This window comes from Tenacibaculum todarodis, from assembly GCF_001889045.1.
Classification (GTDB): domain Bacteria; phylum Bacteroidota; class Bacteroidia; order Flavobacteriales; family Flavobacteriaceae; genus Polaribacter; species Polaribacter todarodis.
The window spans coordinates 1,512,297-1,524,893 of record NZ_CP018155.1; the positions used below are offsets into that span (position 1 = coordinate 1,512,297).

Genomic DNA, 12,597 nt, shown 5'->3' on the forward strand with positions numbered 1-12,597 from the left:
TTCTTAATTTTTAAGTTCTTTTAAGTAATCGTTTGATAAATAAATAATCCATATAAAGAAAGTAAAACAATTCCGTCGCGCCAATTTAAACGATATCCTTTCGGAAAAAACACTAATGGTAATATAATGAAGGAAATAGCCAACATCCAATAAATATCATGATCTAACAAACTCATATCTCCTGGGTTTACTGTTATTGGAGTAATAATAGAAGTTATACCCAAAACAGCTAAAATATTAAAGATGTTAGAACCAATTAAGTTTCCTAAAGAAATTGCCTTCTCTTTATTTAATACCGCAATTATAGAAGCTGCCAATTCCGGAACACTTGTACCAATAGAAACTATAGTAACACCAATTATTGCCTCACTAACTCCTAAACCTTTTGCTAATGTTGTTGCTCCATCAACTAGTAATTCTGAACCACCCCAAAGTCCTAAACCTCCTAAAACTAAAAAAAGCACGATTTTATATAAAGGCAACTCTTCATCATCTTCTGGCATTTCATCTACAACTGCTGTTTTTTGAAACTTCAATAAATAGATTAAAAACACAATTAAAAGTGAAACCATTATTATTCCTTCATATTGTTGAATAGTACTATCAAACGCTATAAAAGAATAAAATAATAATGATGCAAACATCATTACCGGCCAATCTGTTTGATAAAAACTTTTCTCTACATTAATTGTAGATAAAATTATAGTTACACCCAAAACCAAAGCAATATTTGCAATGTTAGAACCTATAACGTTACCTACAGCTAAACCAGTTGCTCCATCTAAGGCAGATTTTATACTAACTATTAACTCAGGAGCAGATGTTGCAAAAGATACAACCGTCATACCAATGACTATTTTTGGAATATTCAGTTTAAGTGATAAACCAACTGCTGCTTTCAATAAAAAATTTCCTCCAAAAACTAAAAGGACTAATCCAATAATAATATAAGCAATACTCATTTAAATATTTTTTTTGCGAAGATAGAACTTTGCCGAATTTAATTCTTCGTTTTTTACCTGAAATAGATACAAAAATAACATCATTAAAACTATGACTTATATCAGTTTATATTTTTCTAAAAAGATAGAAACACTATAAAACGGGCTTTTAAAAGAAGTAAATCCCTTTACTTTTTAAAAAGCCTCTAAAAAAAACCTTTATTTAATAACATATTAAAACCTTATTTACTTAATATGAATACAAATTAAAATTAAATCATAGACAACTGCATAACATTTTAAAACAGTTGTTGCTTTTTAAACTTCATATATAAAGTCAAACAAATCAATAGTGATGAAAAAATTTGGTAGTGATTTACAACCCTCATATATTGAGAAGACAATTCTAGAATTACACTAATTTACTAACTTAAATACACTACAAAACTATGTTCACAATTATCATTACACTAACAATTGAAACTATTGAATCCACAATATCTATTATATCTATTTATTTTTAATGTGGGAAATTTGCTAAAAGAAAAAGACAACTAACATCTACCTAAATGAGCAAGGCTATTAAAGTAGCTTTGCTCTATAAAAGAAAAAAATGATTATTTTTGGCGTACAACCAAACTTATAATGAAAAAACATTTTTTTAAATTTATAGCAAAATTAAACAAAGCTCTTTTACCTTCTTTTACTAAACAGAAGTTGGATATAACTAAAGCTTCTAAATTTCAATTAGCAATAATTGGCTGGAAAGCTTTTATAACAATGAATTCTTTAGATTAACTTAAACTACTAATTATGCAAGAACATGTTAAAATTTTTACGGGAATGCCTATAATTGCTAGCAGATTAAAAACAATTTTAGAGCAGGCAGAGATACCAACAATACTAAAAGATGAAGCAGAATCTGGCAGATTAGCTGGCTTTGGGTCTCATTCTTTATCGGCTCAATTATTTATTTTAAATACTGATTTAGAGAAGGCTAAACCAATAATTGAAACTTATAAAAAAGAAATTGAAGAATAGTCTTTTTAATTTCTAAAAACATCTTATATTTGCAACCGCAAAAAGGCCATGTGGCGCAACTGAATAGCGCACTTGATTACGGCTCAAGAGGTTCTAGGTTTGAATCCTAGCATGGTCACTAATAAAACCAGTACTTTCAAAGACATTTTGAACGTACTGGTTTTTTCATTTGCCCACGATTTGCCCATGAAATGAAAATTAATCTTAAATAAGATTCGTTTTTCCAACAGACTTCAACAAAAACAATTCAGCTAAAAAGTATTGCAACTACTTAATTAAAAATACATCATAAGTATTGCTACCAACTAAACAGTATTGCAACAACTCAATTGAAAATATAGAATAAGTAGTGCTACAAATTAAACAGTATTGCAACTACTTAATTTAAAACACAACATAAGTATTGCTACAAATTAAACAATATTGCAACAACTCAATTGAAAATATAGAATAAGTATTGCTACGAATTAAACAGTATTGCAACTACTTAATTAAAAATACAACACAAGTATTGCTGTGAAACAAACAACATTTCAACACAATAATTGTTTCACATGAAGTATTGCAACAACAGTAATTCAATTATAAAAAAAGAATAACACTCTTGTTGTTTTAAATTTTAAAAATAAAACAACCGTATTGTTCTATTAAAATTATATTTTTAAGCTTCAAAAAAATTGCAAGCTACAAATGTCATTATTCCAAACTTCTGTTCTAAAAGGATACCTCAACCAACAAAATAAAGAGCAAGTAAATAAAGCCTACAAAAAATATGTCACGTATTTTTTAAATCCAACAATACAAGAAAACATCCGTAGTTCTAAAGAAGAAGAATACCAAGGTATTTTTTTAACTGAACTGTTTGTTAATATTTTAGATTACACCCTAAAACCAAAAGCAGATTTTAATTTAGTTGCAGAATATAAAAACCAAACTAATGCACGTAAAGCAGATGGTGCAATCTTGCATAAAGATATTGCAATAGGTGTAATTGAATTAAAAGGTACAAACACCAAAGATTTAGAAAGCATACGCAAGCAAGCGTTTGATTATAAAGCAAACCAAAAAGGTTGTGTGTATGTAATTACTTCTAATTTTGAGAAACTCCGTTTTTATATAAATGATGCAACAGAATTTGAAGAGTTTAATTTATTTGAATTAACTCCAGAACGTTTTGAGTTATTCTACTTATGCTTACAAAAAGACAATATCATAAACAATGCTCCTTTAAAAATTAAAGAAGCATCTATTGTAGAAGAGCAACAAATTACAAAAGGCTTTTATAAAGATTATTCACTCTTTAAAAGAGAATTATATAGAGATTTAGTAAAACAAAACGCAAAAAGTTTAAAAACAAAATTTGCAACAACCGCTACCCTATCTGAAAACGAAACAAAAGCATTAGAAAAAAATGTAAAACTTACTTTATTTAAAAAATCTCAAAAATTAATAGATAGATTCCTTTTTATATTCTTTGCTGAAGATAGAAGTTTACTACCAGCAAATAGTACAGAACTTATTTTAGAAAGATGGAAAAAAGATTATGATTATGGAGATGTAAGACCTCTATATAATTTCTTTAAACTCTACTTTAATTTTTTAGACAAAGGAAGACAAGCACAAGGTGGCAATGCAGAAATCTATGCATATAATGGAGGATTATTTAAAGAAGATGCCTTATTAGATGCTTTAGAAATAGATAATGAGTTATTATACAGACATACGCACAAATTAGCTGCTTACGATTTTGAAAGCCAAGTTGATGTTAATATTTTAGGGCACATTTTTGAAAACTCTTTAAATGAAATAGAAAGTGTAAATGCAGAAATTGAAGGATCTGATTTTGACAAGCAAACCAGTAAACGTAAAAAAGACGGTGTTTTTTACACACCAAAATACATTACCAAATACATTGTAGAAAACACCATTGGTAAATTATGTACAGAAAAGAAAATTGAACTCGGTTTTAAAGAAGAAGAGTATTTTAGAGGACGTAAAAAAAGACATAAAGACACAATTACAAATCTAGTTTTAATATTAGATACTTATAGAGAATGGTTGTTACAATTAACCATTTGCGACCCAGCTTGTGGTTCTGGAGCATTTTTAAACCAAGCGTTAGACTTTTTAATAAAAGAACACAATTATATAGACGAACTTAAAACTAAGGTTTTAGGAGGCGGATTACAATTTTCTGATATTGAAAACACCATTTTAGAAAACAACATCTTTGGAGTAGATTTAAACGAAGAATCTGTAGAAATAGCAAAATTATCTTTATGGTTAAGAACTGCACAACCACGTAGAAAGTTAAACGATTTAAGTAGCAATATTAAATGTGGTAATTCTTTAATTGATAGTAAAACAGTTGCTGGAGACAAAGCCTTTTCTTGGGAAGAAAACTTCCCACAAGTATTTGAAAATGGTGGTTTTGATGTAATTATTGGGAATCCGCCTTATTTACGAGTTCAAGGATTAAGAGAAAATTTCGAGAGGGAATCTATTTTTTATGAAAAAACGTTTAAATCTGCAACTGGTAGATTTGATGTTTATGTACTTTTTATGGAAAAATCTTTTGACCTAATTAATGATGATGGAATTGTATCATTTATACTTCCTCACAAGTTCTTAGTTAGTGATTTTGGAACAGGTATTAGGCAATTCTTTGTTGATAATAAATCTGTAGAATCGATATTAACTTTTGGTTCTGAGATGGTCTTTTCTGATGCTTCAACTTATACTTGCATAATAAATTTAGCTCACAGCAATTCTGTTATTAAATTTAAAGATGTTAAACCTATTGATATTCTTAATCCGTTTGATTTTGAAATTAGTAGTTATGATTCATTATCTAAAGAAAAATGGAATTTAAAAAGTAAGACAATAGAAAAACTTTTCAGAAAATTAAACACTAATCCTTGGACAGTAAAAGATGTTTTTAAAAACATAAGTCAAGGTGTAGTTTCAGTTGGTGATGATATTTTTTTAATGAAAGGTATTATTAAAGGCGATAAATTTATTGGTTTTTCTGATAAAATTAATGGTGAAATTATACTTGAAGCCAACATTGTAAAACCATTATTAAAAGGCGAAAATGTAAAAAAATACGCTTCATTAAATAATGACTATTTCTGTTTATATCCACATTCTGAAAAAGAGGGAAAAACAATACCATTAGATGAAGAATATTTAAAGGAAAATTATCCATTAGCTTATAATTATATGCTACCTTTTAAAGAAGAATTAATAGAAAAAAAAGTTAGATATAAAACAAACCCTAAAGCATGGTATAGTTTGCACAGGTCTAGAGAAATAAGTCTTTTTGAACAAGAAAAAATTGTAACTCCTGAAACTTCCCTTGGTGGTAATTTAACTATTGATAGTTTTGGTTATTATCATAATACACAAGTCTACACCCTTGAAAAAAACAAAAATATTGTACTAGATAATAAATTTTGGTTAGCTATTTTAAACTCTTCTGTTTTTTGGTATTACTTACAACAAACTGGTGCTGTATTAAGAGGTGGATATTTTAGATTTAAGACAAAATATTTAGAACCCTTTCCATTACCAAAACTTAAAAATATTGAAAGTCAAATTCCTTTTATAGAGAAAGTAGATTTAATGCTTTCAGAAACTAAAAATTTTCAACTTATTGATAATAAATTCCAAAACTACCTAAAACAAAAATTTAGCTTAGAAAAACTCTCCAAAAAACTACAAAATTGGCACGAATTAGAATTTGGAGATTTTATAAAAGAGCTTAACAAAGCCATAAAAGCAACCAATAAGCAACGCCAAAAAGATGCAATTATAGATTTAGGAGAACCAGAAGGCGCTTTAAAAGAATGCACACCTTATGAAATTATACCAACTTTAACCAAAAAAGACGAGTTTGAGTGGTTAGACCTTTTTGAAGAAAACAAACAAAAAGCACAAGAATTACAAACACAAATTAACCAAACAGACAAAGAAATAGATGCAATGGTGTATGAGTTGTATGGTTTAACTGAGGAGGAAATTGCAATTGTAGAGAATAGTTAATCGTTAACAACTATTTCTATATTTATTTTTTTAAAATATTATAATAACTGTACTTTTGAATTAATCTAAGGACACGTTATTAATAACATAAAACGTTAAAATTTCACTTTAAAGTGAAATAAATTTGTAAATTAACTTATAAGTGAATAACTTTGCACGCATAAAACCATTATTCAAATTCAACAGAGTAGCATATTACTCTGTTTGTTTAGAGGATAATGAAACAACTCTTTATCAAGAATTTGTTGAAAAACATACGATTGAAAACAAGGACAAGTTATATCATATTCAAAAATGGTTACAATTAATAGGTGAAAAATATGGTGCACAAAATCGTTTTTTTAGAAATGAAGCAAAATTTGCAGACACTTCTGCATTACCGCCAATTGGCAAAGACCAAAAACCTTACTATGTCGAGTTTGGCAAGAAAAAAGCAAACAATTTAAGATTGTATTGCTTAAAAGCAAGCCCCAATGTCGTATTCCTTTTTAATGGCGATATTAAAACAAAACAAAAAGCCCAAGAATGTCTAAATGTTAGAAAGCATTTTAATTTAGCAAACACATTAACTAAAGCCATAGATAATGCTTTTAGAGAAAAAGATATTATTTGGAACGAAGATTGCACATTAATAAGCTGTAGTAAAGATTTTATACTCTATTATTAAAAGAAACAAAAATGGAATTCCCAAAAGAAAACACACTAAATAACTGGTTAACAGAAAACAAAAACCCTGAAATTGATAGGTTTATAGAGCGTAATTTAGAGATTACACAAAAAGTGTGCTCTATATTAAAGAAAAAAGGTATAAAGAAAAGTGAGTTTGCTAAAATGCTAAATAAACGACCTTCAGAAGTTACTAAGTGGCTCTCAGGATTACATAATTTAACATTAAAAAGCATAACCAAAATGGAAGTTGCTTTAAACACCAATTTATTAAACCCTGAACCACAATATGTTTATCTTGGTATGGTCGAAGGCGGTTCTAATGAAGTAGCTACGGCTAAAGATAATTACGAACAAACTTATTATACACAAGAAGCAGTATAATGGAAGAAAACACAATAGTGCCTGATAAAATAAAGTTATTTAATATTGATGTTATTAACACCTATATTAATGATGACACTATTACTGATAATTTGAACCTTGAATTTAGTGTAGCTCACAACACTAAACATAATCTTGAAAAAGAAAGAGTTAAAATAGAGTTATTTATCAACCTACTTTCTAACAATGATATTGGTGTTAAGTATCACATAGACTTTCATTACACTATCGAAGACCTAAAAGACCAATATCAGTTAAACAAAGATAATAAAGCTGTTTTTTCAGGTCAATTTATAGCCACCTTAATTGGTATCAGTTTTTCAACTGCCAGAGGACTAATTTTTCAACAACTACAAGACACTAAATTTAAAGGAATGATATTACCTATAGTGTCTCCTTACAAAATGCTAATCTCTAGAAATAACGAATAAATTAGTATTATTATAAAAGAAATGATTGAAATTGAAAATTTAGAAAACCACTTAAATCAAATAACTTTTAATCAATGGAACAAACTCTTTGATTGTATTCCAGAAATTATGGAAACTAAAGATTTTGGAAATTACATAGATAGTGCTAAAATTATTAGTAAAACTTTAAACATTATATATGAATTAAATTTACCGCCAGTTTTTAACTGGTTAGATTGGAAACTTGGCAAAGAGATTTTAACAAATAATAATTTTGATTATTCTAGTTTAGATAAAATCTCTTTATGCAAAGTAATGACTTGTATAATTCGTTCTAATAGATTTAATGAAGGTTACACTCTCTCTTGTTTTAAAAACGGAACTATTGAAAAAATTCTGATGAACTTAAAAAACCAAATCTTTAAAAATAGTTTATAAATCCGTTATAAAAAGTATTGTTACAACCTAAACAAAACTGTTGCTATACTTAAAAAAAACTACAATTTAAAAACTCTATTGTTTAAAATCATTAAATCCTGTTGTCCTGTTACAAAACACACGTAAACAACACACAAACAACAACTTAAACCAAAACAACAAGTCAACAAAGTGTCAACAGCACTTTTAAAAGTTGAACCGTTGACACTTTGTTGACTGCTTGTTACATCGCAAAACCCTTGCTACCATTATTTTTTCTTAAAATAAGCAACTATCAACACTTTCGTTTATAAAATCTTCTTTTCTAAACTCAAAATATCTACCTTTTTTAGTTTCAGAACAAACTATAGATTTTTGTTCAAGACTAATTGATGAAAAATACTTTTTATAACTCCCATTTTTAGTATCTATACCATAATCATTTTTTATAGTACTAGAAACTTTATTACGTATGGCTCTTATATTACTTTTAATTAATTTATCTAATAAATCAGATGCAGTGTATCTCAATACTTCAACTTCGAACGCAACAAAATCATCTATTAAAATTTCCTTTATTTCTTGGCTTAAATATGTCTTATTACCTTTAACAACTTTATCTAAAGCTGGTGTGTAAATTTGCTGTTTTGTAAACCACATTCTTGTTAATCTTTCAGACTTAATTTTTCTGGTATTTAGAAAATATAAAAATTGAGGAATTTCTAACTTTAGCTTAATTAACATATCTACATCCTCTTTAGTGATAGTATTTACTTTTCTTACCCAGTAACGTATTTCCTTATTATCTATTTGAATAAAATTTTCTTCATTATTAGAACATAATATAAACTTGCCAAAAAAATTGGTTTCAACCTTATCCTTCCCTTTGCTCTCGGTTTTGTAAGTGTTAGCTGTAGATAGATTTTTAATTCGCTCACTATCTTCTCTTTTATCCAACAGCACTTCATCTACAGAAATTATTAGTTTAGATGCCCAATCACTATTAAATCTACTTCTAAAATCTTCATTTTTATTGATAGTCATATTTGATTGAAAAACTAATTTTAACCAATTCAAAAAAGAAGTTTTTCCAGTTTTTCTCTCCTCGCTTACCAAACATAAAATTGGTAAAACCTGAATTGGTTTTTGCCATAAAATAGTTAGATAATCAATACCTATTTCATATTGTTCTCCAAAAATATGTTTTAAAAATTCTATTGTTTTTGGAAACTCACCCTTTATAAGTTTATGTTCAATTTTCTCATACTCATTATAGAAAGAATTAATTTCTTGCTTATAATTTACATGATCTGGAATTGTTATAAAACCATCATATTTTTTTATTGTCTGAAGGAAATCTTTACCATTATCTGTAATTATTTCTCCTTTTGTCCACTTTCTTAACATCTTAATACTATCGCCACTTAGCAATGGCACATTGCAAATTTTAAAATAGTCAGTACCTATCCTTTTAAACTCCATAATTATTTGTTTTTAGTGATTTTGTAATGGATTAGTAAAATTCTTTCATCTTCTGGTTTACATTCCTTCCAACGTAACATAATATTTGCACCAGTAGAGCTTTTGTCTCTAGAATAGGCTTCGTCAATTATATTTTGAATAGCAATCCAATCTAGCCTTGGCAGTAAATTAATTAGAATTCTAATTTTTTCGAGTTCTAAAATTAAATGCTCAATTGTCCGACAGAGATTTAAATCTAAAATCCTATCAACTCTCAATCTACCTAATACAACTATGATTCTTTCTAAAAGAATGATTGCATTTCTCGTAAGACCACTGTCTTTTACTGAATAGTTTTCCATTATTTCTGCCTTTTTTTTCGGTTAGACAAAAAAGCATCAGTATCAGCTTCAATTTCGGTAATCGTTTTTTGCTTCCCTAGTTTTACCCAATCTGTAATTTCAGATTTGAAGAAAAACAAACGATTACTCTTTCTGTGATGCGGAATTTTGTTAATTCGGCAATACTTGTAGATAGTTTGTTTTTTGTAACCAATGAGTTTGGAAACTTCATCAACTTTAATTGGAGTTTCACCTCCAGTTGTAGTTTCTGCCTTTTCAAGTAGTAAGGCTTTTAATTCTTTGAGGTCTTTTTTAACCTCTGCAACATCTTGTTGCGTTTGTTCAAATGATATCATAATCATACTTTTAAATTAATAATAGTACAATTGTAGGAAGGTCATTTAGGGGCAAATACGAGGGAGTACTCCCTATTTTAAAGTTTGATAGTGTTTTTTTACTTTTTCAATATGTTTATAAGCAGTATATCGTTTTCTATCAGTAGATTTTTCTTGTTTTATTCCATTAACATTACCTCTTACAGCTCTTTCATCTGCGTCAATTATTCTTCCTAATAACTTATGGAGTTCTTTCTGTGAGTTACATTGCTCAGCATCAATCTTATCAACAAAACCCAAGTGCCATAAATAAGCTATTTGATAGGGAAGTTTAGTTTTAATAAAAATATGCTCTATTAAAGAAACTACATTTACATCTTTTAACATTTCAAGTTCAGAAAATCCGTATTCATTTATTCTTTCTAAAACAATTTCGCTTTTCTTTTTTTTTGTTTTTTCATTAAAGTTGCCAGCATCACTATTTTCATCTACACTCAATGATGGTTTTTTCAATTCTTTCTCAATAGCATACATTTTTTCATAATATTCAATTTTATTGTTTATAAATCTGATAAGAAAATCCCCTTCAGCAAAATTCTCCTCTTCACTCATATTTTTAAACCGTTCAGAAACATTTAATAAAATGTCTTTAGATAAATACAAGTCTTTAAGGTTCTCAATAGCATTGCGATTATAAAATGATTTATTTAAAAATTCTAAATAATAGTCTTTAATAAGTTTACCTACTCTATTTGGATTATAACACCAAATACCATTTAAAACATAAAACTGATTGAAAAACTCTAAACTTAACTTCTTTTTGTCTTGTTTACTTAAAACGCCTTCCATATTATGGATTTGCATAATAAAGAATAGGGTAGATGAATCTAAATTATAGTTCAAATTAGAAAAACAATTTAATTCACAATCGATACAAGAATCGTGTTCTATTTCTTTTTTAAAAAGAGGAATTTCTGGTGAAAAAAGTTTCAATTTCTCCTCAAATAAAATATCATTATCCATATAGTCCCTAAGAAGACAAATGTGGTGTTTTTCTACTTTTATATCTGTAAAGTTTAAATATTTATCAATGATTTCAATTTCACTTAAATTTCCATCTCCTTCTTCAATACTTCCAAACTTATTTCTAATAATAATATTTATTTTTTCTAAAATCATATAAATCTAAAAATCCATTATTGTATTAGCAAATTCTTTTTTGGCTTCATCTTCAAAACCTGCAAAGTAATTTTTAGTTACATTTAAATCACTATGGTTTAAAGCCTCACTTATAAACTCCATACTAGCACCTTTTCTTAAAGAATTAGTTGCAAAAGAATGTCTAGCATAATAGAAACTAATGTCTTTAGGTAAATCGTTTGCTATTGCTATTCTTTTAATATGGTCATTAATATAACGATTGAAGTTTTTTATCTTCTTGTAATGAGTTTCGTCATCCTCTTTAATATCAATAATATTAAATACAAAACCGCTTTTATTTTTATTGCCATATTTATTAATTACAGAACTTGTAAAATCCGTTAAATAAATAGTTATAACACTTTTTTCAGCAGACTTATCAAATGTTTTGGCTCTATAATACCTAAACCTGTCATCTTTAATATCTGAATATTTTAAAAGAGCAATATCTTTTAAATTCATACCATTACAAGCAAAACTAAAAAACCAAAAATCTTTACATTTCTGTTCATTATCATTTAAAGTTTCAGCATTAAATAACTTTTTTAATTGTACTGAGTTTAATGCTTTTTTCACTTTTTTGGTTCTTGGTATTTTGTATTTATTTTTCCCAAAAGGATAAATATCATTACTTATATCATTATTTTCAATTGCGATATTAAATACCGCCCTTAATGTTCTAGTATAAATTGCAATTGTTGTGTAGCTTTTTCCTTTTGCCAACATAAACTTTTCGTACTCTTTTAACCAACTATAAGTAATTATACTAAAGGTAAGTTTATCAACATTTAAGTTGTTCTCAATTTCGCTAAATTCTTTTAACGAGTTTAAAGTGTATTTGTAACTTTCTGCTGTACCAATTTTGTTCTCCTTAATTTTATTTTTAATAACAGTATCAAAATAATATTTTACGCTGTTTTTATCTGAAGACTTTCTGAAAAATTTAATTTCAAATTGTTCAAAGTCAAAAACAGTTATTTGTTTTGCTTCATCATTTGCCCTTGCTTCTATTCCTTTCAGTTTTAGTTCAAGTTCCTTTTTAGCACCTCTAAATTTTAAGCCATCGGGGTTTTTCCAAATTTCAGTATATTCTTTTTCTGATAAATCAATATCTAAAGAATAACGTTTGTCCTTTTTAAGCTGACGATTAAACACTCTTAATTTAAGAGGATAAGTTCCATTACTTTTTAAGCGTCTTTTGTCCAATACAATTGAAATAGTATAAATCATTGTCTAGCATTTAAAAACAAAAGTAATCATTTGCCCACAATTTGCCCACAAAAAACAATAATAGATACATACTAGATAGTAACAAACAATACTAAATAAACACAAGTCATTGATTTACAGTAACAGA

General features: G+C 27.5%; 13 protein-coding genes and 1 tRNA gene. 8 read left to right on the forward strand and 6 right to left on the reverse strand.

The window, feature by feature from the left end; genetic code table 11:
* Positions 1 to 20: 20 nt before the first annotated feature.
* Positions 21 to 962, reverse strand: coding sequence for a calcium/sodium antiporter (locus tag LPB136_RS06870; protein ID WP_072555406.1), 942 nt, complete (start codon positions 960 to 962; stop codon positions 21 to 23).
* Positions 963 to 1,586: 624 nt separating this feature from the next.
* Here LPB136_RS06870 and LPB136_RS06875 point away from each other — a divergent pair.
* The 8 genes from LPB136_RS06875 to LPB136_RS13950 all read left to right on the forward strand — a co-directional run bounded on the left by LPB136_RS06875 (position 1,587) and on the right by LPB136_RS13950 (position 7,924).
* Positions 1,587 to 1,739, forward strand: coding sequence for an SsrA-binding protein (locus LPB136_RS06875; RefSeq protein WP_072555407.1), 153 nt, complete (start codon positions 1,587 to 1,589; stop codon positions 1,737 to 1,739).
* 15 nt (positions 1,740 to 1,754) lie between these two features.
* Positions 1,755 to 1,982, forward strand: coding sequence for a putative signal transducing protein (locus LPB136_RS06880; RefSeq protein ID WP_083426193.1), 228 nt, complete (start codon positions 1,755 to 1,757; stop codon positions 1,980 to 1,982).
* 44 nt (positions 1,983 to 2,026) lie between these two features.
* A tRNA-Arg gene (locus tag LPB136_RS06885) sits at positions 2,027 to 2,100 on the forward strand.
* Positions 2,101 to 2,672: 572 nt separating this feature from the next.
* Positions 2,673 to 6,026, forward strand: coding sequence for an Eco57I restriction-modification methylase domain-containing protein (locus LPB136_RS06890; protein WP_072555409.1), 3,354 nt, complete (start codon positions 2,673 to 2,675; stop codon positions 6,024 to 6,026).
* A gap of 142 nt (positions 6,027 to 6,168) precedes the next feature.
* Positions 6,169 to 6,693 carry a hypothetical protein gene (locus LPB136_RS06895; RefSeq protein ID WP_072555410.1) on the forward strand — a complete coding sequence of 175 codons (525 nt, stop codon included), beginning with the start codon at positions 6,169 to 6,171 and terminating at the stop codon, positions 6,691 to 6,693.
* Between the two features lie 11 nt (positions 6,694 to 6,704).
* A complete protein-coding gene (locus LPB136_RS06900; RefSeq protein ID WP_072555411.1) occupies positions 6,705 to 7,076 on the forward strand; it encodes a helix-turn-helix domain-containing protein in 372 nt (123 codons plus the stop codon).
* Positions 7,076 to 7,507 (forward strand): hypothetical protein, encoded by a 432-nt coding sequence (locus LPB136_RS06905; protein ID WP_072555412.1) that lies wholly within the window; start codon positions 7,076 to 7,078, stop codon positions 7,505 to 7,507. The genes LPB136_RS06900 and LPB136_RS06905 overlap by 1 nt, the downstream gene beginning before the upstream one ends.
* A gap of 21 nt (positions 7,508 to 7,528) precedes the next feature.
* Positions 7,529 to 7,924 (forward strand): DUF6508 domain-containing protein, encoded by a 396-nt coding sequence (locus tag LPB136_RS13950; protein ID WP_083426194.1) that lies wholly within the window; start codon positions 7,529 to 7,531, stop codon positions 7,922 to 7,924.
* Positions 7,925 to 8,182: 258 nt separating this feature from the next.
* On the opposite strand, the gene LPB136_RS06915 is transcribed toward LPB136_RS13950, so the two are convergent.
* From LPB136_RS06915 to LPB136_RS06935, 5 genes are all read right to left on the reverse strand, one after another.
* Complete coding sequence (locus tag LPB136_RS06915) at positions 8,183 to 9,385, reverse strand: primase-helicase family protein (RefSeq protein ID WP_072555413.1); 1,203 nt, start codon at positions 9,383 to 9,385, stop codon at positions 8,183 to 8,185.
* A gap of 2 nt (positions 9,386 to 9,387) precedes the next feature.
* Positions 9,388 to 9,726 (reverse strand): hypothetical protein, encoded by a 339-nt coding sequence (locus tag LPB136_RS06920; protein ID WP_072555414.1) that lies wholly within the window; start codon positions 9,724 to 9,726, stop codon positions 9,388 to 9,390.
* Entirely contained in the window at positions 9,726 to 10,061 is a 336-nt protein-coding gene (locus LPB136_RS06925) for a helix-turn-helix domain-containing protein (RefSeq protein WP_158009615.1), read from the reverse strand. Before LPB136_RS06925 ends, LPB136_RS06920 begins: the two co-directional genes overlap by 1 nt.
* Before the next feature lie 72 nt (positions 10,062 to 10,133).
* The gene (locus LPB136_RS06930) at positions 10,134 to 11,219 is read right to left on the reverse strand and encodes a hypothetical protein (protein WP_072555416.1); all 1,086 of its coding nucleotides are present in this window, start codon (positions 11,217 to 11,219) and stop codon (positions 10,134 to 10,136) included.
* A 6-nt stretch (positions 11,220 to 11,225) separates the two neighbouring features.
* On the reverse strand, positions 11,226 to 12,470 hold the full coding sequence (locus LPB136_RS06935; protein ID WP_072555417.1) for a tyrosine-type recombinase/integrase: 1,245 nt from the start codon (positions 12,468 to 12,470) through the stop codon (positions 11,226 to 11,228).
* Between the last annotated feature and the right edge of the window lie 127 nt (positions 12,471 to 12,597).

What these genes read in the sequence shown, in the direction of transcription:
- LPB136_RS13950 (WP_083426194.1), top strand. Translation starts at nt 7,529, where the DNA reads ATGATTGAAATTGAAAATTTAGAAAACCACTTAAATCAAATAACTTTT.
- LPB136_RS06925 (WP_158009615.1), bottom strand. Translation starts at nt 10,061, where the DNA reads ATGATATCATTTGAACAAACGCAACAAGATGTTGCAGAGGTTAAAAAA.
- LPB136_RS06930 (WP_072555416.1), bottom strand. Translation starts at nt 11,219, where the DNA reads ATGATTTTAGAAAAAATAAATATTATTATTAGAAATAAGTTTGGAAGT.
- LPB136_RS06920 (WP_072555414.1), bottom strand. Translation starts at nt 9,726, where the DNA reads ATGGAAAACTATTCAGTAAAAGACAGTGGTCTTACGAGAAATGCAATC.
- LPB136_RS06875 (WP_072555407.1), top strand. Translation starts at nt 1,587, where the DNA reads ATGAAAAAACATTTTTTTAAATTTATAGCAAAATTAAACAAAGCTCTT.
- LPB136_RS06905 (WP_072555412.1), top strand. Translation starts at nt 7,076, where the DNA reads ATGGAAGAAAACACAATAGTGCCTGATAAAATAAAGTTATTTAATATT.
- LPB136_RS06890 (WP_072555409.1), top strand. Translation starts at nt 2,673, where the DNA reads ATGTCATTATTCCAAACTTCTGTTCTAAAAGGATACCTCAACCAACAA.
- LPB136_RS06870 (WP_072555406.1), bottom strand. Translation starts at nt 962, where the DNA reads ATGAGTATTGCTTATATTATTATTGGATTAGTCCTTTTAGTTTTTGGA.
- LPB136_RS06935 (WP_072555417.1), bottom strand. Translation starts at nt 12,470, where the DNA reads ATGATTTATACTATTTCAATTGTATTGGACAAAAGACGCTTAAAAAGT.
- LPB136_RS06880 (WP_083426193.1), top strand. Translation starts at nt 1,755, where the DNA reads ATGCAAGAACATGTTAAAATTTTTACGGGAATGCCTATAATTGCTAGC.
- LPB136_RS06900 (WP_072555411.1), top strand. Translation starts at nt 6,705, where the DNA reads ATGGAATTCCCAAAAGAAAACACACTAAATAACTGGTTAACAGAAAAC.
- LPB136_RS06915 (WP_072555413.1), bottom strand. Translation starts at nt 9,385, where the DNA reads ATGGAGTTTAAAAGGATAGGTACTGACTATTTTAAAATTTGCAATGTG.